Annotated in this window: 21 protein-coding genes; 13 read left to right on the forward strand and 8 right to left on the reverse strand. The window is 72.7% G+C overall.

Annotated features, from left to right (window positions below):
• Window positions 1–1274: carboxylesterase/lipase family protein (locus tag ACGFMK_RS40530; protein ID WP_392774730.1), on the forward strand; the 1274-nt coding region annotated here is incomplete at its 5' end.
• Here ACGFMK_RS40530 and ACGFMK_RS40535 read toward each other — a convergent pair.
• Window positions 1216–2154: a hypothetical protein gene (locus tag ACGFMK_RS40535; RefSeq protein ID WP_392774732.1), complete on the reverse strand. Its 939-nt coding sequence runs from the start codon at window positions 2152–2154 to the stop codon at window positions 1216–1218. The two genes, ACGFMK_RS40530 and ACGFMK_RS40535, sit on opposite strands and share 59 nt — an antisense overlap.
• Window positions 2155–2323: 169 nt before the next feature.
• Here ACGFMK_RS40535 and ACGFMK_RS40540 point away from each other — a divergent pair, with 169 nt between their 5' ends.
• On the forward strand, window positions 2324–3085 hold the full coding sequence (locus tag ACGFMK_RS40540; RefSeq protein WP_392774734.1) for a S1 family peptidase: 762 nt from the start codon (window positions 2324–2326) through the stop codon (window positions 3083–3085).
• 98 nt (window positions 3086–3183) lie between these two features.
• Here the strand turns inward: ACGFMK_RS40540 and ACGFMK_RS40545 are convergent, their stop codons facing one another.
• Genes ACGFMK_RS40545 through ACGFMK_RS40560 form a run of 4 tightly spaced genes read right to left on the reverse strand, consistent with a single transcriptional unit; the run spans window position 3184 to window position 6339 of the window.
• A complete protein-coding gene (locus ACGFMK_RS40545; RefSeq protein ID WP_392774736.1) occupies window positions 3184–4119 on the reverse strand; it encodes a 2,3-dihydroxyphenylpropionate 1,2-dioxygenase in 936 nt (311 codons plus the stop codon).
• On the reverse strand, window positions 4119–5045 hold the full coding sequence (locus tag ACGFMK_RS40550) for an alpha/beta fold hydrolase (RefSeq protein ID WP_392774737.1): 927 nt from the start codon (window positions 5043–5045) through the stop codon (window positions 4119–4121). The genes ACGFMK_RS40545 and ACGFMK_RS40550 overlap by 1 nt, the downstream gene beginning before the upstream one ends.
• The gene (locus ACGFMK_RS40555; protein ID WP_392774739.1) at window positions 5042–5527 is read right to left on the reverse strand and encodes a cupin domain-containing protein; all 486 of its coding nucleotides are present in this window, start codon (window positions 5525–5527) and stop codon (window positions 5042–5044) included. Before ACGFMK_RS40555 ends, ACGFMK_RS40550 begins: the two co-directional genes overlap by 4 nt.
• Before the next feature lie 26 nt (window positions 5528–5553).
• Window positions 5554–6339: an SDR family oxidoreductase gene (locus ACGFMK_RS40560; RefSeq protein WP_392774741.1), complete on the reverse strand. Its 786-nt coding sequence runs from the start codon at window positions 6337–6339 to the stop codon at window positions 5554–5556.
• A gap of 41 nt (window positions 6340–6380) precedes the next feature.
• Here ACGFMK_RS40560 and ACGFMK_RS40565 point away from each other — a divergent pair, with 41 nt between their 5' ends.
• From ACGFMK_RS40565 to ACGFMK_RS40590, 6 genes are all read left to right on the forward strand, one after another.
• Window positions 6381–7199: an IclR family transcriptional regulator gene (locus tag ACGFMK_RS40565; protein WP_392774743.1), complete on the forward strand. Its 819-nt coding sequence runs from the start codon at window positions 6381–6383 to the stop codon at window positions 7197–7199.
• A 100-nt stretch (window positions 7200–7299) separates the two neighbouring features.
• Window positions 7300–8778: a flavin-containing monooxygenase gene (locus ACGFMK_RS40570; RefSeq protein ID WP_392774745.1), complete on the forward strand. Its 1479-nt coding sequence runs from the start codon at window positions 7300–7302 to the stop codon at window positions 8776–8778.
• A gap of 10 nt (window positions 8779–8788) precedes the next feature.
• Window positions 8789–9244, forward strand: coding sequence for a cupin domain-containing protein (locus ACGFMK_RS40575; RefSeq protein ID WP_392774747.1), 456 nt, complete (start codon window positions 8789–8791; stop codon window positions 9242–9244).
• The gene (locus tag ACGFMK_RS40580) at window positions 9241–9606 is read left to right on the forward strand and encodes a nuclear transport factor 2 family protein (protein WP_392774749.1); all 366 of its coding nucleotides are present in this window, start codon (window positions 9241–9243) and stop codon (window positions 9604–9606) included. Before ACGFMK_RS40575 ends, ACGFMK_RS40580 begins: the two co-directional genes overlap by 4 nt.
• 103 nt (window positions 9607–9709) lie before the next feature.
• A complete protein-coding gene (locus ACGFMK_RS40585) occupies window positions 9710–10297 on the forward strand; it encodes an RNA polymerase sigma factor (protein ID WP_392774751.1) in 588 nt (195 codons plus the stop codon).
• Window positions 10290–11162, forward strand: a complete 873-nt coding sequence (locus ACGFMK_RS40590; RefSeq protein ID WP_392774753.1) for a CU044_5270 family protein — start codon at window positions 10290–10292, stop codon at window positions 11160–11162. Before ACGFMK_RS40585 ends, ACGFMK_RS40590 begins: the two co-directional genes overlap by 8 nt.
• A 4-nt stretch (window positions 11163–11166) precedes the next feature.
• On the opposite strand, the gene ACGFMK_RS40595 is transcribed toward ACGFMK_RS40590, so the two are convergent.
• Entirely contained in the window at window positions 11167–11862 is a 696-nt protein-coding gene (locus ACGFMK_RS40595) for a siderophore-interacting protein (RefSeq protein ID WP_392774755.1), read from the reverse strand.
• Window positions 11863–11998: 136 nt separating this feature from the next.
• Between ACGFMK_RS40595 and ACGFMK_RS40600 the strand changes: the two genes are divergently transcribed.
• The 4 genes from ACGFMK_RS40600 to ACGFMK_RS40615 all read left to right on the forward strand — a co-directional run bounded on the left by ACGFMK_RS40600 (window position 11999) and on the right by ACGFMK_RS40615 (window position 14336).
• Complete coding sequence (locus ACGFMK_RS40600; protein ID WP_392774757.1) at window positions 11999–13189, forward strand: hypothetical protein; 1191 nt, start codon at window positions 11999–12001, stop codon at window positions 13187–13189.
• 44 nt (window positions 13190–13233) lie between these two features.
• Window positions 13234–13569, forward strand: coding sequence for a hypothetical protein (locus ACGFMK_RS40605; protein WP_392774758.1), 336 nt, complete (start codon window positions 13234–13236; stop codon window positions 13567–13569).
• A 40-nt stretch (window positions 13570–13609) separates the two neighbouring features.
• Window positions 13610–13777 (forward strand): hypothetical protein, encoded by a 168-nt coding sequence (locus tag ACGFMK_RS40610; protein WP_392774760.1) that lies wholly within the window; start codon window positions 13610–13612, stop codon window positions 13775–13777.
• A gap of 91 nt (window positions 13778–13868) precedes the next feature.
• Window positions 13869–14336: a pentapeptide repeat-containing protein gene (locus ACGFMK_RS40615; RefSeq protein ID WP_392774761.1), complete on the forward strand. Its 468-nt coding sequence runs from the start codon at window positions 13869–13871 to the stop codon at window positions 14334–14336.
• Here the strand turns inward: ACGFMK_RS40615 and ACGFMK_RS40620 are convergent.
• Both ACGFMK_RS40620 and ACGFMK_RS40625 read right to left on the reverse strand, forming a co-directional pair.
• Window positions 14276–15223, reverse strand: a complete 948-nt coding sequence (locus ACGFMK_RS40620) for a GNAT family N-acetyltransferase (protein ID WP_392774763.1) — start codon at window positions 15221–15223, stop codon at window positions 14276–14278. The genes ACGFMK_RS40615 and ACGFMK_RS40620 overlap by 61 nt on opposite strands.
• A 59-nt stretch (window positions 15224–15282) precedes the next feature.
• Window positions 15283–16446 (reverse strand): GAF domain-containing protein, encoded by a 1164-nt coding sequence (locus ACGFMK_RS40625; protein ID WP_392774765.1) that lies wholly within the window; start codon window positions 16444–16446, stop codon window positions 15283–15285.
• Between the two features lie 144 nt (window positions 16447–16590).
• On the opposite strand from ACGFMK_RS40625, the gene ACGFMK_RS40630 reads away from it, so the two are divergent.
• Window positions 16591–18408, forward strand: coding sequence for a flavin-containing monooxygenase (locus ACGFMK_RS40630; protein ID WP_392774767.1), 1818 nt, complete (start codon window positions 16591–16593; stop codon window positions 18406–18408).
• Window positions 18409–18428 lie beyond the last annotated feature (20 nt).

Consider the following 18428-nt stretch of genomic DNA (forward strand, 5'->3'; position numbering starts at 1 on the left):
AGGCGACGCGGCCCGGGCCGACCGCCCCGCAACCGCGCCGGGACGCCTTCGGCGTGCTGGACATGTCGCCGTACTTCGGGCCCGGCTGGGTCCGCGGCGAGGACTACCGCACGGTCAGCGTCTGGGCGCCGCCGTCCGCCCGGGACTGCCCGGTGCTCGTCTTCGTGCACGGCGGCGGGTTCGTCACCGGCTCGACACGCTCGCCGCTCTACGACGGGACGGCGTTCGCGCGCGACGGCGTGGTGCTGGTGACGGTCAACTACCGCCTCGGCGTCCCGGGTTTCCTCGACCTGCCCGGCGCGCCGCGCAACCGCGGGCTCCTCGACGTCGTCGCCGCGCTGCGCTGGGTGCGGGAGAACGTCGCGGCGTTCGGCGGTGACCCCGGCAACGTCACCCTGGCCGGCCAGTCCGCGGGCGCCACCATCACGGCCGGAATCCTGGCCACGCCCGAAGCGGACGGTTTGTTCCGGCGGGCCGTCGTGCAGAGCGGCAACGGGCTGGGCGCGTTCACGCCCGAGCAGGCGGCCCGGGTCACGCAGGCGGTGGCGTCCGCGCTGGGTGTCGAGCCGACGGTGGCGGCGTTCGGCGAGGTGCCGGACGAGCGGTTCGTCGCCACGCAGCCGGGCGGCCTGGACCTGCGGACCGCGGCGGACTTCGACCCGCTGCTCGGGCTGAGCCCGTTCAGCCTGGTCTTGGACCGCCAACCCGCCGCAGCCCTGGCCACCGACGTCGATCTCCTGATCGGCACGAACGCCGACGAAGGCGCGCTTTACCTGGCTCCACAAGGAAACCTGACGACCTCGACGGAAGGAGATCTCCTCGAGACGGCCTCCCGCGTGGCCGCCGACCCGGCCGCGCTGGTGTCGGCCTACCGTGCGAGGCGTCCACATGCGACACCGGGCGAGCTGCGGTCGGCGATCATGGGGGACGCGCTGTTCGGCACCGGCAGCCGTCGCCTCGCCGAGGCCCACGGTGCCGCGTACGCCTACGAGTTCGCGTGGCGATCGTCCGCGGTGGACGGTCAGCTGGGCGCGGCCCACACGGTGGAGCTGCCGTTCGTCTTCGACAACCTGCGGCTCCCGGCCCTGCGCGGCCCGCGCGGTCTGCTGGGCCCGGACGACCCGCCCGCCGAGCTGGCGACGCGGATGCACCGGGCGTGGGTGGACTTCGCCCGGACCGGCGATCCGGGCTGGGCGCCGTCGGAGACCGTTCGCTTCAGCGCGCGGGCCAGCTCCACCGCATCCCCAGGATCCCCGGTGCCACCCCGGTCCTGAAGACGTGCGCGGGCACCACCGGCGACACGACGACCTCGGCCGACTCCCGCTCCGGGCCGTCCGGCGACTCCAAGCGGTAGGCGTGGCACGACACCGGCAGCGCCTCCGGGTCGAAGTGGACCTCCTGGAGGTGCTCGGCCACCGGGTGCCGGAAGCGGCGATCGTAGCTGGTGTCCGGGACGCCGTCGGTGTACTCGAACTCGTACTCCAGGATCGCCGTCTCCCCTTCGGCCAGTGATCGGCTGAGCACCAGCTCGCTGATCAGGAAACCGTGCTCCGGCAGGACTTCCGTGCGGCCGGGCACGCAGTACCGGGTCGCCACCAGCCGCGGTGGTGTGCCCGCGACGCACCCGCGCAGCGTCACCACCTTGGCCTGCACGGGTTCCGCCGCCGCCCGCACGACCTCGCGCACCCGCAGCCGGGACAGCGACCGGTCCGCGCGGACGTGCAGGGACTCGTGCAGGCTGAGCACGACCAGGGCCGGGTCGTCGGCCGCGTCGAACGAGTTCAGCACCGGGACCACCCCGTTGCGGGGACCCCACAGCCGTTCCCAGCGCACCAGCCCGATCGGGGACGGGCCGCCGTCCGGACGGGCGAGCAGGCCGGTCAGCGACCCGGCGGGCAGCCCGAGGACGTCCTCCAGGACGGTGACCGCGCGCAGGGACTCCGGGCGCTCGGGCCGGGTGCGGCCGGTGCGCCAATAGCTGAGCGTGGTCGTGCTGACCGGCGCGCCCGCCGCGGCGAGCCGGTCCTTGAGGCGCGCGAGCCCGAGCCCGCTGAGGTCGATGGCGAGCGACAACGCCCGGCTGAACGGGCCGCCGGCGAGCGCGTGGGCCAGCTGCTCCCGGCGTCCCGGCGAATGCACCGCGAACAACGGCATGCGAGTCCTTCGGCTAGGTCCGTTCGGTCTAACACCCCGAGTGGCCGGTGTCACCCGACGAACGATTGGTCCTGTTCCGTTGATCGGCCCGGATCTTCGGGCGGTTACCCGAATCGCCCCGGCCGCTTACGTTCGGTGAGTCCCCGCCGAAAGCCCCGAGGAGTCCCCGATGCGTGAATCCCACGGCCGGTTCGTCCGCGCCGCCGCCCTGCTCGCCGGTTCCTGTGCCGCCCTCGCCACGCTCGCCGCGGCCCCCGCGTCGGCGAGCACCGCGCCGCTCTCCCCCGACGCGGCGCCGTCGATCATCGGCGGCAGCACGGCCCAGAACCCCGGTTACATCACCCGTTTCAACGGCCACGCCAACGGTTACACGTTCTTCTGCACCAGCACGCTGATCGGCTCGCGCTGGGTGCTGACCGCCAAGCACTGCATGTACGACAACAACGGCCAGCGGCTGTCCGACATCGACCTCTACATCGGGTCGAACAGCGCGTCCGGCGGCGTGCACGCGAAGGCGTCGTCGACCTACGTGTGGTCGGGCGGCGACCTCGCGCTGATCAAGCTGAACACCAACGGCGGCAGCACGTACGCCCCGCTGGCCAGCAGCTCCTCGGACGCCGAGGAAGGCGACACCGCGCGGGTCTACGGCTGGGGCGCGACCCAGGCGACCGACGAGGGCAGCCACCAGTCGAGCGTCCTGAAGCGCGCCGACGTCCAGATCTCCGACACTTCGGCGTCCGACAACTACGGCGGCCCGGCCATCTCGGCGTCGACCCCGAACGGCGCGGTCGCGGGCGGCGACTCCGGCGGCCCGATGATCGACGGCGGGGTCCAGGTGGGTGTCTGCTCGACCAGCGACCGGTCGAGCATCACGACCTACGGCAGCGTCGCCGCGGGCCGCAGCTGGATCCGGCAGACCAGCGGCGTCTGACGGGCCCCGGGTCATGGTCCGTGAAGGCCACATCGAGGGACTCTGAGTCCCTCGATGTGGCCTTCACGGACTTCCGGCACCCCCGGGCTTCTCAGGCGTCAGGTGATCGGGAAGGTGGTGCCGATGCCCATGCCCGTGATCCACTCCGGGACCGGCTCGTAGCTCGTCCACACCAGGGGCATGGCCGCCGCCACCTGGCCGATCAGCCAGCAGCGGACCTCGTGGCTGCCCGTGCCCGCCGTGTCCTCCAGGACCTCGTGGCCGAGTGCGGCCACCGCGTCCGCGTCACCTGAGGACAGGCGCGACAGGAACCACTGGTCCCACTCCGCGTTCACCCGCGCCCCCGGATCGCCGCCCATCGCGCGGACCCGGGGTTCGCGGGCCGCCGCGAAGGCGTGGACGTCCGCCCGGCCGTGGATCAGGGCCTCCCGGCGCTCCCCCGCCACCGCCGGGTCGCGGGGGTCGTTCGACGGCAGCCAGTGCGACAGCCCGCCGCTCGCCGCGATCAGGACCCGGCCCGGGAAGTCCGCCGACCGCAGGGCCGCGCCCAGGGCGTGACCCAGGGAAACGCAGCGGAGCAAGGAAGGCAGCGGCGGCGCGGCCGTGTTGACGACCAGCGGCACCATCGGCAGCGACGTCCCGCCCGTGATCATCTCGTAGCTCTGCACGATGCCGTGGTCGACGGTCAGCGAGTACGACAGCGAGATGTCGAACCCCGCAGAGGTCAGGCCCGCGTGCAGCGGCCACGCCAGCGCGGACGCCACCGGCAGCGGGCCTTCCGTGCTGCCGTAGTCCCCGAAGCCCGCCGCCTGCTCGACGCCCAGCACGAACGGCGGCATCACGTCGTAGAAGTTGCCGTGGAAGTGGTCCGGGCCGATCACGACGATCGCGTCCGGGGCCAGGTCCTCGACCGCGCGGCGGACCCGCTCGGCGTCGCCGAGGAAGCGGCCGCCCGGACCGTCCACCCGGGACGGGGGCAGCAGTGTCGCGAAAGGACTGTGGGACATCCCGACGAACCCCGCGATCTCGGCCATCAGGACGGCTCCTTCCCGGTCAGCAGCCAGGTGCGGTGCACGTCGAGGAACTCGCCAACCTTCTCCCACTGCGGCCAGTGGCCGGCGTCGTCGATGACGTGCAGCAGCGCGTCCGGCAGCCAGCCGAGCAGCAGGTCGGCCTCGTCGAGCCCGCCCGTCGGGTCGTGGCTCGTCCACAGCAGCAGCGTCGGCGCCGTCACCTTCGACACCCACGCCGGATCCCACGCGAAGTCCTTGCGCACCTCGGGGTCCTGCAGCACGAGCGTGTTGGTGATCGCCTGGACGAACCCGGGCCGGGAGTAGATCCGGCGGCGCAGGTTCACCAGCTCGTCGGTGACCATCTCCTTGTGGTGGAACAGGAACTCGACGCGACGGCGGACGGTGGCATCACTCGGGTCGCGCACCGCCGCCATCGTGCTGTCGCGCATCCGCGCCATCACCTCGGGCTTGTTGGCGATGTTGCCCGGCGTGTTCAGCACCAGCCGGTTCACCCGGTCCGGGTAGTGCGCCGCGACCCACGCGACGACCCAGCCGCCCAGCGACTCGCCGGACAGGTGCGCCCGGTCGATGCCCAGAGCGTCCAAAAGGGACACCAGGTGCGCCGCGAGGACGTCGATCGTGTACGGCCGGTCCGGCAGGTCCGACCAGCCGTGGCCGACCATGTCGTAGACCGTGACGTGGAAGTCGCGGGCCAGCCCGGCCAGATCCCGCGCGTACGCCTCCAGGTGCCCGCCGGTCCCGTGCAGCAGCACGAGTTCCGGGCCGGTCCCCGCCTGCAGCACCCGCGTCCGCACGACCCCGCCCTCCAGCGGGACGTCGACGTAGCGCAGGGTGTGTTCCAGCTCGCCCAGCTCGCCCCAGATCCCGGCGTGCTCGGGGATCGGCGGGCCCGACGGTTCGACGCGGGTTTCGTCCACTGTGGTCACTTTTCCTCCAGGTCGTCCATGGCGACGAGGCCCGCGCTCTCCCGGCGCCCCAGGCCGAACAGGCCGAGCAGCCTCGAGTTCTCGATGGTCAGGAACTCGACCGGGTGCTCGGCCGAGTCGTTGTAGTGCCGGTGCCAGGTCCACGGTGGCGTGAAGACGAAAGACCCGGTCCGCCAGCTCACGACCTCGTCCTCGATCTCGCTGTGGCCGTCGCCGGCGATCACGAAGTGCACGGTCTCGTGGTGGTGGCGCTGCATGTCCGAGCTCTCGCCGGCCGGGATGACCTGCCGGAACAGCTCGAACGTCGTGGTCGGCAGGGTGCCGGCGACGCGCAGCGACGTCGGGTTCGGCACCGTGCCGGGCGGGATCTCGACGAGGTCCTCGTCGTGCACGACCAGCGGGCGCTGCGCGCCGGGGCGCACGACGTGGGCGATGCTCGCGAGGAAGTCGCTCATCGTGAACTCGGGTCCGGACGCGGACATGGGTCTCCTCCCCTGGTGACGACCACTCAGGCCGGGCATTCCGTGCGGCCGCCGTCGACCGTCAGCACCGTGCCGTTGACGTAGCCTGCCTCGGCCGACGCCAGGAACGCGACCGCGGCCGCGACCTCGCCCGGCGCGGCGGCCCGCCCGGCCGGAATATCGGCGAGGTCCTGGGCCATCGCGGTCGCCACGTCGATGCCCGCGGCGTCGGCCCGCCCGCGCACCACCTCCAGGCGGCGCGGCGTCAGGGTGGCGCCGACGGCGACGCAGTTGACCGTGACCCCCCGGTCGGCGTACTCGCGGGCGGCGAGCTTCACCGCGGACGTCGTCGCCGAGCGCAGGACCGTCGACGCGGCGAGCGCCGGCTGCGGCTGCCGCACCGCGGTCGACGTCGTGACGACGACCCGGCCGAACCCGCGCTCGGCCATCGCGGGCAGCGCGGCGCGCATCAGCGCGAGCGGGCCGAGGAGCAGCAGGTCGAGGTCGTGGTGCCACTGCTCGGCGTCGATGGCGAAGACGCCGCCGGGCGCCGGGCCGCCGGTGTTGGCCACGACGACGTCGAGCGAGCCGTACTGCTCGCGCACCCGCGTCACGGCGTCGGCCGCGGCGGCGGGCACGGCCAGGTCGCAGACGCGGTAGCCCACCGCGCCGCCGAGCGCCGACGCCGTCTCGGCCAGGGTCTTTTCGGTGCGTCCGGCGAGCACGACCCGGTGCCCGGTGGCGAGCAGCGCGGCCGCGGTGGCGGCGCCGATCCCGCCGGCGCCGCCACCGACGAACGCGACCCGGGGGCCGGGGTGCTGGTTGGTCTCCATGATGTGTCCTACATTCGGTCCATGAGCGAGACCGGCCAAGGATGAGTCCCACTGCCCGGGACTCCCGATCGGACGAAGACGGATCGGCGACCGGCGCGCTCGAACGAGCGGCCGCCATCCTGGACGCCTTCGACGCGACCCACCGCGAGCTGCCGCTGGCCCGGCTGGTCGAGCGCTCGGGGCTGCCGCGTTCGACCGTGCACCGGACCGCGGCCCGGATGATCGAGCTGGGCTGGCTCGACAAGCCCGGGGACAAGTACCGGATCGGCACCCGGCTGTTCGAGCTGTCCGGCCTGGTCCCGGTCCGCCACGAGCTGCGCGAAGCCGTGCTGCCCTACCTGCAGGACCTCTACGCGGCGGCGCGCACGACCGTGCAGCTCGGCGTCCTCGACGGCACCCAGGTACTGGTCGTCGAGAAGATCAGCGGGCACCGCCCGCTGCCGATGCTCGACCAGGTGGGCGGCTTCATCCCGGCACACTGCTCCGGGCTCGGCCGGGCCATCCTGGCCTGGTCGGACGCCGAAACCGTCGGCGCGGTCGTGGCGGCCGGGCTCACCCGCCGCACGCCCCGCACCATCACGACGGCCGAGGCGCTCGAGCGCGAGCTCGCCACCGTGCACGAACGCGGCTGGGCCTACGACCGCGAAGAGGGCAACGCCGGCATCAGCTGCGTCGCCGCGCCGATCTTCGACTTCACCGGGAACGTCACGGCCGCGCTGTCGGTCACCGGCCCGAGCGCGGCCGTGCTGCCCGACCGGATCGGGCCCGCCGTGCGCATGGCGGCCGCGGCGGCCAGCCGGGCGTACGCGGCCCGCCGCTGGGCGGTGGCGCGGCCCCAGCCCGAGCTGCCGTCCCAGTGACCAGGACTCCCGGTTGGCTGTCCGGCACCGGGTGTTCCACGCTGTGGCCCACGCCGCGCCGGAGCTGCCCGGCACCGGCGCCGGAGGAGGAGGACCAGGCATGCACGTCGCGATCATCGGGGCCGGGCTCGCCGGGCTCACCACGGCCAAGGTGCTGCTGCAGGCGGGCCACGACGTCGAGGTCTTCGACAAGACCCCCGACGTCGGCGGCGTGTGGAGCCGGACCCGCCGCTACCCCGGGCTCACCACGCAGAGCCCCAAGGCCCAGTACTCGTTCTCGGACTTCCCGATGCCGAAGGACTTCCCGGAATGGCCTGAGGGGGAACAGATCCAGCAGTACCTCGCGGCCTACGCCGACGTCCACGACGTCACCCCGCACCTGCGCCTGGAGACCACCGTGGAGTCCGTCGTCCCCGACGGCGCCGGCTGGGTGGTGACGACGGACTCCGGCGTGCCGGAGACGTTCGACCGGGTCGTCGTCGCCAACGGTGTGTTCTGCGAACCCGCGGTCCCGGACTACCCGGGACGCGTGGAGTTCGAGGCCGCCGGCGGGCGCGTCCTGGCCGGGAGCGAGTTCACCGACGTCGAAGAGGCCCGCGGGAAGCACGCGCTGGTCGTCGGCTACGGGAAGTCGGCCTGCGACGTGACCGTGGCGATCAGCGAGGTCGCCGGGACCACCGACGTCATCGCCCGGCAGCTGCTGTGGAAGGTGCCGCGCAAGATCGGCGGATTCCTCAACTTCAAGATGCTGCTGCTGACCCGGATGGGCGAGGCGCTGTTCCGCTACCGGTGGCTGCGCGGGTTCGAGAAGTTCCTGCACGGCCCGGGAAACCGGCTGCGCGCGTCGATGCTGAACTCGGTCGGCTCGGTGTCGGTGCGGCAGTTCCGGTTGCGGCAGCACGATCTCCTGCCGCCGGGGAAGATGGAGGACATCGTCAAGGGCGCGATCGGCCTGGCCACCGAAGGGTTCTTCGAAGGCGTGGCCGGCGGCTCGATCCGCGTCCGCCGCGACCAGGTGATCACGCGGCTGCGGGGCGGCGAGCGGCCGTCCGCCGAACTGGCCGACGGCACGGTGCTGCCCGCGGACCTGGTCGTCTGCGCGACCGGCTTCACCCAGGGTGTGCCGTTCCTGGACGAGACCGTGCAGAAGCAGCTGTTCGACGAGCGCGGGAACTTCCTGCTGTACCGCCAGATCCAGCCGCTGCGGGCGCCGGGGCTGTACTTCAACGGCTACAACTCGTCTTTCTTCAGCCCGCTCAACGCCGAGATGGCGGCGCTGTGGATCGCGGCCGACCTCGCCGGCGCGCTGACATTGCCGGACGTCGAGACGCGGCACGCGGACGTCGTCGGGCAGCTCGCGTTCCTGGACGTCGCGACCGGGGCGCACCACTGCCGCGGCACGAAGATCATCCCGTTCTCCATCCACAACGTCGACGAGGTGCTCGGCGACCTCGGCCTGCAGATCCCCCGGTTCACCCGGGCGACGCACTGGCTGAACCCGGTTTCCCCGGCGGCGTACCGGAAGCTGACGCCCGAGCTGCTGGCGCGGCTCGCGACCACCGAACCCGCGGCCCTGTAGGAGGAGTTCCATGGACACCGCACCGAAGACCGGCCACCACGTCATCCACCCGGGTGACGGCACGAACCTCGGCGCGATCGGGCTGGGCATCCACGCCCGGCTCACCGGCGCCGACACGAACGGCGCGTACTCGCTGTTCGAGTACGTCGTGCCGCCGGGCCTCGGCGGGCCGCCGACCCACATCCACAGCCGTGAAGACGAGCTGTTCACCTGCGTCCAGGGCCGCGTCGAGGTCGAGCTGGACGGCGAGCGGCACGTCCTCGGCCAGGGCGACTCGCTGCTGATGCCGCGCGGAGTGCCGCACGTGTTCCGCAACCCGTTCGACGAAGAGACGCGGATCGTCGCGGTGGTTTCCCCGCCCGGGCTGGAGAACTACTACAAGGAGCTGAGCGAGCTGCCGCCCGGGCGCGACATGAAGCTGGTGGCGCAGGTGATGACCCGCTACGGCCTCTCGCTGCAGAAATGACGGGTCACGAGGAGATGGTGCGCGCGCTGTGCGCGGCCGTCGACGCGGGTGACGCCGAGGCGTTCGGCGCCTGGTTCGCCGAAGACGCGACGTACACCTTCGGCAACGGCGAAACCCTGTCGGGCCGCGACGCGATCGTCGCGGCCACGGCGGGGGCCGCGGGCGCGTTGCCCTGGGTCCGGCACACCGTGGACCAGGTGGCGTTGGCCGGGGACGACCAGTTGTTCTGCCGCTTCACGATCGAAACGGCGTCCCCGGACGGCAAGCCGCTCGCGCTGCCGTGCGTCACGGTGATCTGGCTCGACGGGCCGCGGATCGTCGACTACCGCGTCCACATGGACATCTCACCGGCGTTCGCCTGAGCCCAGCCCGGCTGTGACCTGAGTCACCTCTGCTCCGGTTCCCGGAACCGTTCCGCGGGTTCGGAGAACAGCAGAAGACACTGGCCGGAGCGAGAGGCGGGCGATGACCCCGGAAAACCCCGAAGACGACGACGCGAGCGTGCTGGCGCGCTCCCGGGACGAGCCGAGCCTGTTCGCGGTCATCTTCGACCGCCACGCGCGGCACATCCACCGCTACCTGGTCCGGCGGCTCGGCCCGTCGGCCGCGGACGACGTGCTCGCGGACACGTTCCTCATCGCGTTCGGCAAGCGCGCGAAGTTCGACCCGGCCCGGCCGGACGCGCGGCCGTGGCTCTACGGCATCGCCACGAACCTCGTCTCGCGCCGACGGCGTGTGGAGGTGCGCGAGCTGAAACTCCGGCTGGCCCTCGGGCCGCCGGCCGTGGAGGACGGCCACGCCGACCGGGTCGCCGACCGCGTGACCGCGCAGGCCCTCGGCGCGCAGCTCGACCGGGCGCTGGCCCTGCTGCGCCCCCGCGAGCGGGACGTCCTGCTGCTCGTCGCCGCCGAAGGGCTCGGCTACCAGGAGGTCGCCGAAGCCCTCGCCATTCCCGTCGGCACCGTGAAGTCGCGGCTCAGCCGCGCCCGGGCCCGCGTCCGCGCCGAACTCGGCGCCGCCGCCCTCGTGAAGGAGACCTCGCACCATGGATGAGCTGGACCTGATCCGCGAACGCGCGGAGGCCGTCGGCCTCGCGACGGCGGAGGACCTCGCGCCGGCCCGGGCCCGGCTCGTGGCCGCGACCCGGGCCGGACGGCCCCGCCGGTGGTTCTGGGCCGCCGGCGCCACGACGATCGGCTTGGCCGCGGCGATCACCGCCGTCGTCACCCTGACCCCGGCCGACCGGATCGGGGTGGGTGCCGGCGTCGCGAACGCCGATCCGGTGAAGGTGCTGACCGCGGCGGCCGGCGCGGCGCTCACGGAACCGGCCGGCGCGCCGCGCCCGGACCAGTTCCTCTACGTCAAGACCGAGACCCCGGACCACCACACCCGCGAGGTCTGGCTCTCGGTCGACGGCACCCGCGACGGTTTGATCGGCGACACGAAGATCCCGGGCTGCCGGGACGGCAAGGCGCCCGTCTACGGCGCGAACGACCCGAAGAAGGAAGGCACCCTGGAGGACTGCCAGCCGTCCCCCGCCTACCGGGCGGACCTGCCGACGACGGCCGACTCCATGCTCGCCTACCTCGAAACCCACCACAGCGGCGAAAAGGGGAACACGAACGCGCTCGGCAAGGACGTGATCACCCTGGCCTATGAGCACGCCCTCACCCCGGCGCAGTACGCGGCGCTGTTCGCGGCGGCGGCGAAGGTGCCGGGCCTCACGGCTCTCGACCACGTCACGGACGGCTCCGGACGCCCCGGGGTCGGCATCACCTGGCCGGTTCCCCCGGGCTCGTCACCGAAGGCGAAACCGGAGGTGCTCGTCTTCGACGCCACCACGCACCGGTTCCTGGGCACGGACGACAGCGCGGTGGTGGTGAAGACCTTCGTCGACCAGGCCGGGCAGCGTCCCTGACCGCTCAGTCGAGACCGGTGCGGCCGGCCGCCCAGTAGGCCTTGCCCTGCACCTCCCGAGGGACCCGCGGCCACGTCCGGCTGTCGCGCCGCACCGCGTGGACCGTCGCCGCGTCGCCGGTGACCACGAGGGTGGCGGGACCCGCCGCCGACCGCGCCAGGCGCAGCACCTCGGCGCGGTCGGCGGTCTTCTCGGCGACCTGCGCGTCCAGGCCCAGGCCGGCCAGCACTTCGGACAGCCCGGCCGGATCGCGCGCTTCGAAGACGTGCGCCACGTCGGCGGTCACGGTCCGCAGCGCGCAGGCGAGCGCGACGCTGGACTCGTCCCCGACGAAGACGACGGGACCGGCGGGGTCACGCAGGTCGATCGACTTGCGCGGGCCGAACACCTCGCACGCGTCGCCGTCCGCCACCTGCCGCAGCCACCGCGCCGCCGGGCCGTCGCCGTGGGTGAAACCGAGCAGTTCCGTCACCCCGCGCCCGGCGTCCCAGCGCACCGGCGTGTACGTGCGCAGGCTCAGCGTGCCCCGCCGCGGCCGGAACTGCAGCTTCGCCCCGGGGACCCACGTCGCCTTACCGAAGGCGTCGGCCGCCAGCTCCACCCGCACGAACTCGCCCGGCAGCCGGGTGACCGCGGTGACCCGGGCGGTGTCCAGCATCATGCCGCCGGCGAGGTCGGCGAGACGTTCGAGTGCGGTCATCGTGCTCCTTCTCGACGTCCCCATGGACATCTCACGAACTATGGACGGGCTCGGGTACCGTTTGACGAACGGGTATTGCGGCGCTACCGCGACAGTCCTAGCGTGTGCCCCGACCGTTGATCGGACTGGGGGTCCCATGCCACGCCGTCGTTGTTTCGTCCTGTCCATCGGAGCGGTGCTCGCCGCCGGAATGCTGGTCTCGCCACCCGCGGACGCCGCGGCCGGGCCGACCACCCTGCCCGCGAGCCAGTACACGCTCAGCGCGAACTACACCCAGTTCGACGCCGTCAACACCGCGCTCGTCTCGACGCTCGGAACCGCCGCCGTGCACACGGTGATGGACAACGCGAACCACGACCGGACCGGGCTGCCGTCGTCGTTCGCCCCGGCCGGCCTGTCGACCGGGTTCCAGTTCGACAGCACGGACAACTCCGACTGCGCGAACTACCCGCAGGGCATCACGACCAGCCGGGACGCCGTCGGCACCGCGAACAGCGGCAACTACGACGGCCACCAGCTCGTGCTCGTCAGCTGGTACACCAAGGCCTCCTGCACCGGCGCGCAGGAGCGCAGCCGGATCACGCTGGTCGACTGGGACGCCACCTACCCCAACAAGTACCGCAAGGTCCTGCTGGTGCAGCCCACCGGAACCGCGGCGGCGCCCGACTTCAAGGACATCCCGATCCACGCGGGCGGCGTCTCCTGGTACGGCGACTACCTGTACGTCGCCGACACCGGGCACGGCATGCGCGTGTTCGACATGCGCAAGATCCTCAAGACGAACACCGGCGGCACCGCCGACCAGATCGGCCACCAGACCGGCAGCACCTACTACGCGCACAACTACGCGTACGTCCTGCCGCAGGTCGGCACGATCACGGCGAACACGACGTCCGGCACCAACCTCTCGTGGTCGTCGATCTCGCTGGACCGGGTCAGCAAGTCGATCGTGATGGCCGAGTACACCTGCGCGTCGGGCTGCACGGACTACCCGAACCGGGCCCCGCGCGCCGTCCGCTTCCCGTTCGCCTCGGGCGCGACGACGTTCGCCGCGACGACGACGGCGAGCCAGGCGCTGCAGCTGCCCTGGTACAAGCTCAACGGGGTCGCGTCGCACAACGGGCGCTGGTGGTTCAACTCGTCCGGGGACAAGAAGCTCTACTACTGGACCTCGGCGACCGGCTCGGCCACGCACACCTGGGTCGGCAGCGGCGAAAGCATTTCGTACTGGGAGGATTCGGCCAACGCCGACCTGCTGTGGAGCCTGCAGGAGAGCGCCGGCAGCCGGAACGTCTTCGCCGTGACGCAGGCCACCTACGGCGCCTGACGTACGCTGGGCGAAACGGACAAACCAGCGCACGGGGAGCACCAGTGACGGCGAGGCTCAAGCAGCTGCTCGTCGTGCTGCTGATCCTCCTCGGCGGCTTGGGCTCGGCGGCCGGCGCGACCTCCCGGGACGCGCCGGCCGCCGCCGGAGCGTCGGCGTCCACGCCGGACACCGCGTCCGAACGGCACGCCGTCCTGCGGGTCTCGGCGACGGCGCCGCAGCTGTCCGCACCGGCCCCGAACACCTGGTGGGCGGTCCACCCGCCCTCGCTCGAATCATCGACACCGCAACGGGCCGGGCGCGTCCTGGACGCGCCCGGCACCCGCTCGGCCGTTTCCCTCCCCGCCGCGCAGTCCACCCGGGCACCGCCCGCTCGGTGAACGTTCCCCTGTTCACCGTTGGCGAAGTGAGGACTGCGTTGTGCCCCTTGTCGTGCTCGTTTTGCTGACCGCCGTCGTCGTGGCCGCGGTCGGCCTGCTCGTGAAGATGCTCCGGAACGACGAACCCCTGATGGGCGGGTTCGCGCTCTGCCTGCTGGTCGGCCCGGGAGCGGTACTGGCGTTCCTGCACGTGGCCCTGGACGTCTGACACGGTGCGGGGCCGGGCTCCCGGCCCGGTCCCGCACCTCCGGCGGGGAATCCGGTCGACGTGACCGGATCCGGCTGCCACGCTGACGCGCATGACCAGGTCGCCGACCGCGAGGCAACGGCTTTCCACGCTGCCCGGCCATGCCGCCGTGACCCACGAGGACTTCACCGGCCAGGACCTCGTCTCCGTCCGCGTGCCGGGGATCCGGTTCACCGGCTGCTCGTTCGCCGGGGCTGATCTGCGGCACGCCACCTTGGACGGGTGCTGGTTCAAGTTCTGCGACTTCGGCGGCGCGGACCTGCGCGGTGCTTCCCTGCGCGCGGTGCGCTGGGCCGGCTGTGCGCTGCGGGATGCCGACCTGCGCGACACCGACCTGACCGGCGCCCGCTTCGGGAGCGTGCGCACCGGCACGCCCCCGTACGGGCTGACCGACCTGACCGGTGCCCGGTTCGAGGGAGCCATTCTGCGTGACGTCCGCGCGGAAGGCGTCCTCGAGCCTCAGCCGGCGGTCTTCACCAGCGGCGCGTCCCGCGACAGCTCCCGGAACCCGACGCTGTAGTAGAGGCCGCGCGCCTGCGGATGTCCTGGCGCACCCAGGCAGGCGACCGTCGCGTGGGTGGCCCCGGCCTCGCGCGCCCGCCCCATCGCGTGCAGGAGCATCGCCCGGGCCAGGCCCAGCCGGCGGTGGCCCGGGTGGGTCCCGACCGGCTCGAACTCGACGGTCTTGTTCACCTCGTCGAACCACATGATCGCCGACGCCGCCATCGTCCCGTCCGGCGCCTCGACCAGGACGTGCAGGTCGCCGCGGTAGCCCGCGGTCCGCCGGAGGTCCTGGTAGGCCTCGACCGTGTACGCCGAGGCGGGCCAGGCGTCGACATGGGCCTGGACCACGGCTTCCGGCCCGGTCTCGGCGGCGGTGCGGAACCGGAATCCGGCCGGCAGCACCGGTGGTGCGACGTCGGCGAGGTCCCGTTCGTTGAGCTGGGTCCACGAACCGGTGTCGCCCAGCGAGCCCGGGTCCGGCACGTAGCCGTGGGCCGCCCACCGCCGCAGGCCGAACTCGTCGGCGGTGCCCGGCAGCGCCGTGCGTTCGAGGCCCGCCGCCGTGGTGTCGTACCAGTCGATCACCTCGTCGACCAGGCCGGCGTGCCCGGGATGGACCTGGTGCGCCAGGGAGGCGCCGGTGACGTCCTTCACCGTCCCGTCGCGGCGCCGCACCTGGTGCGGCAGCTGGGCCCAGCCCCACGCCACCAGCTCGTCGCCGGAGAACCACAGCCGGCGGAACCAGCCGGCCCCGTAGGCGGCGTGCCCCTTGCCCCAGTTCCAGGCCAGCTCGCCGTACGACGTGTCGCCGTTCACCAGGTCCGGGCGGGTGGCGGTGATGCGCTGCGCCAGGCCCTGCATGAGCTGGACGTCGTCGGCGGTCAACAGCTCGGCGTTCCCCATGGTGCGCATGGTCGCAGGACTCCGCGAAACCGTCGAATCCTTTACCCGAAGGGCGGATTTCAGCGGTGGACCGTCAGCCCCACGCCCGCGGCCAAGCGGTACGGCCGAGTGTCCACAATGGCCCCCAGCAGCCGCCGCAAGCGGGAGACCTCCGCGCGGACCGTCACCAGATGCTCGGCGTCCCCGTACAGCGCCCGGCTCAACGCCTCCGCCGACAGGCCCGCCGGGCCCGCCGCGCGCAGGAACCCCAGGATCTCCGCGTGCCGCGGGGTCACCGGGCGGCACCAGCCCGTCTCGCCCGACCGCATGCGCAGCATCGGCGCCGCACCCAGGTCGAGGTCCAGCCAGACCTGGCGCTCGGTGTCGGCCGGGCGGACGAGCCAGCCGTCGGCCAGGCGCTCCGGCAGGCACGCGCCCAGGCCCGGCACCGCCAGCACCTGCCCCTCCGACGGCGCCGCGATCCGCTCCCCCGGCGCGATGCCGACGGCGTGGGCGACCCAGCCGTCGTCGTCGACCAGGAGGGCGGGGCCGGCCAGTACCGGTTCCGCCGTGCGCCGGAGGCGGTCGAGGCGTTGCTGGTGGTGGCGCCACAGCTCGGACTCGGCCAGCCGGCGCCCGGTCTCCACCAGCGCGCCGATCGCCGGGTGCAGGGTCAGCGCCGGACCGCTGACGTCGATGACCCCGAGCAGCTCGCCCGTGCGCGGGTCGTGCACCGGCGAGGCCGTGCAGTACCAGGGGTGCTGGTTCTGCTCGAAGTGCTCGCCGGCCAGCAGCTCCACCGGCGCGGCTTCGGCGAGCGCGGTGCCGATCGCGTTGGTGCCGACGCGGGCCTCCCGCCAGTCCGCGCCCTCGGCGAACCCCAGGGTGTCGGCCTGGCGCCGGATGCGGGGCGAACCCTCGCGCCACAGGATGACGCCCTCGGCGTCGGTCACCACCAGGAGCGTGTTCGTCGTGTCGAGCACCTGCCCGAGCTCGTCGATCACGTGCCGCAGCGGCGAGGCGCGCCGGCGCCGCGCGACCTCGTCGAGCGGGACCGAGTCGCGCCGGTTGAGGCCGTCGGCGGCGAGGCCCAGGCTCAGCGCGCGCGTCCACGAGCGCGACACCAGCGGCCGCGGGCGGACCCGCGGGCGGCCGCCGCCGATCACGGCCTCGTGCATCCGGACGAGGTCCCGCGCGTGCGCCGGCAGGCTGGCACCGGGCGGTAGGGAGCTGTGCACGCCCATGGGCCACCTCCGCACCGTCGCGTCGGCCCACCAGCCTAGATCCGCAGGCCGGGTCCGCCAAGGGCGTGCAACACGGTGCAACCCTTGCCGCCACGGTTCACCCGGGCGTGTGATCGGGGTAACAGCCGACGCTTGGGAGTGCTCATGACACAGACGGTGGATCGGACGGCCGCGACGGACACCCCGCAGGCCCGGGTCGACGCCTGGCTCAACCGGTTCGAGACGGCCCTCGCGGCGCGCGACGTCGAAGCCGCCGCCGCGCTCTTCGCCGTCGACAGCTTCTGGCGCGACCTGGTCGCCTTCACCTGGACGATCAAGACGGTCGAGGGCCGTGACGGCGTGACCGGCCTCCTCGAAGCCACCCTCGAGGAGATCGACCCGTCCGGGTTCCGCACGACCGAGCCGCCGACCGAGGCCGGCGGCGTCACCGAGGCGTGGCTCGAGTTCGAAACCGCGACCGGCCGCGCCAAGGGTCACCTGCGGCTGAAGGACGAGGGCGCGTGGACGCTCCTGACCAGCCTGCGCGAGCTCAAGGGCTTCGAAGAGCGGCAGCGCGACCGGCGCGCGAAGGGCGTCGAACACGGCGTCGTCCGCGGCCGGACGTCCTGGGCCGAGAAGCGCGCCGAGGAACAGGCCCGCCTCGGCTACGAGCAGCAGCCGTACGTCGTGGTCATCGGCGGCGGGCAGGGCGGGATCGCGCTGGGCGCGCGGCTGCGCCAGCTCGACGTCCCGGCGCTGGTCCTGGAGCGCAACGCGCGGGCGGGCGACTCGTGGCGCAAGCGCTACAAGAACCTCTGCCTGCACGACCCGGTCTGGTACGACCACCTCCCCTACCTGCCGTTCCCGGAGAACTGGCCGGTGTTCGCGCCGAAGGACAAGATCGCCGACTGGCTGGAGATGTACACGCAGCTGATGGAGGTGCCGTACTGGACGAGCACCGAGGTGAAGTCGGCGAAGTGGGACGAGGAAGCCCAGCAGTGGCTGGTGACCGTCGTCCGCGACGGCGAAGAACTGGTCCTGAGGCCGCGGCACGTCGTGTTCGCGACCGGGATGTCCGGCAAGCCGAACCTCCCGGCGTTCCCCGGGATGGACGAGTTCGCCGGCGAGCAGCACCACTCGTCGCAGCACCCCGGCCCGGACGCCTACGCCGGCAAGAAGGCGGTCGTCGTCGGGTCCAACAACTCCGCGCACGACATCTGCGCGGCGCTGTGGGAGCACGGCGCCGACGTCACCATGATCCAGCGCTCCTCGACGCACATCGTGAAGTCGGATTCGCTGATGGACCTGGGCCTGGGCGACCTGTACTCGGAACGCGCGGTCGCCGCGGGCGTCACCACCGACAAGGCGGACATGATCTTCGCGTCGATCCCCTACCGGATCATGGCGCAGTTCCAGACCCCGGTGTACGACGCGATCCGCGAGCGCGACCAGGACTTCTACGAGCGCCTCGAGAAGGCCGGTTTCCGGCACGACTGGGGTGACGACGGGTCGGGCCTGTTCATGAAGTACCTGCGGCGCGGCTCCGGCTACTACATCGACGTCGGCGCGGCCGAGCTGGTCGCCGACGGGAAGATCAAGCTGGCCCACGGCCAGGTCGACCACCTGACGCGCGACGCGGTCGTGCTGGAGGACGGCACGGAGCTGGCGGCCGATCTGGTCGTCTACGCCACCGGCTACGGCTCGATGAACGGGTGGGTCGCCGACCTGGTCGGCCAGGAGACCGCGGACCGCGTCGGCAAGTGCTGGGGCCTGGGCTCGGCGACGACCAAGGACCCGGGGCCGTGGGAGGGCGAGCAGCGCAACATGTGGAAGCCCACCCGGCAGGAGGGGCTGTGGTTCCACGGCGGGAACCTGCACCAGTCGCGGCACTACTCGCTCTACCTGGCGTTGCAGCTGAAGGCGCGGTACGAGGGCATCCCGACGCCGGTGTACGGCCTGCAGGAGGTGCACCACAAGGCGTGAACCGTTCCGGCGTGCCCGAC

Source organism: Amycolatopsis sp. NPDC049252 (genome assembly GCF_043197175.1).
Lineage (GTDB): Bacteria > Actinomycetota > Actinomycetes > Mycobacteriales > Pseudonocardiaceae > Amycolatopsis.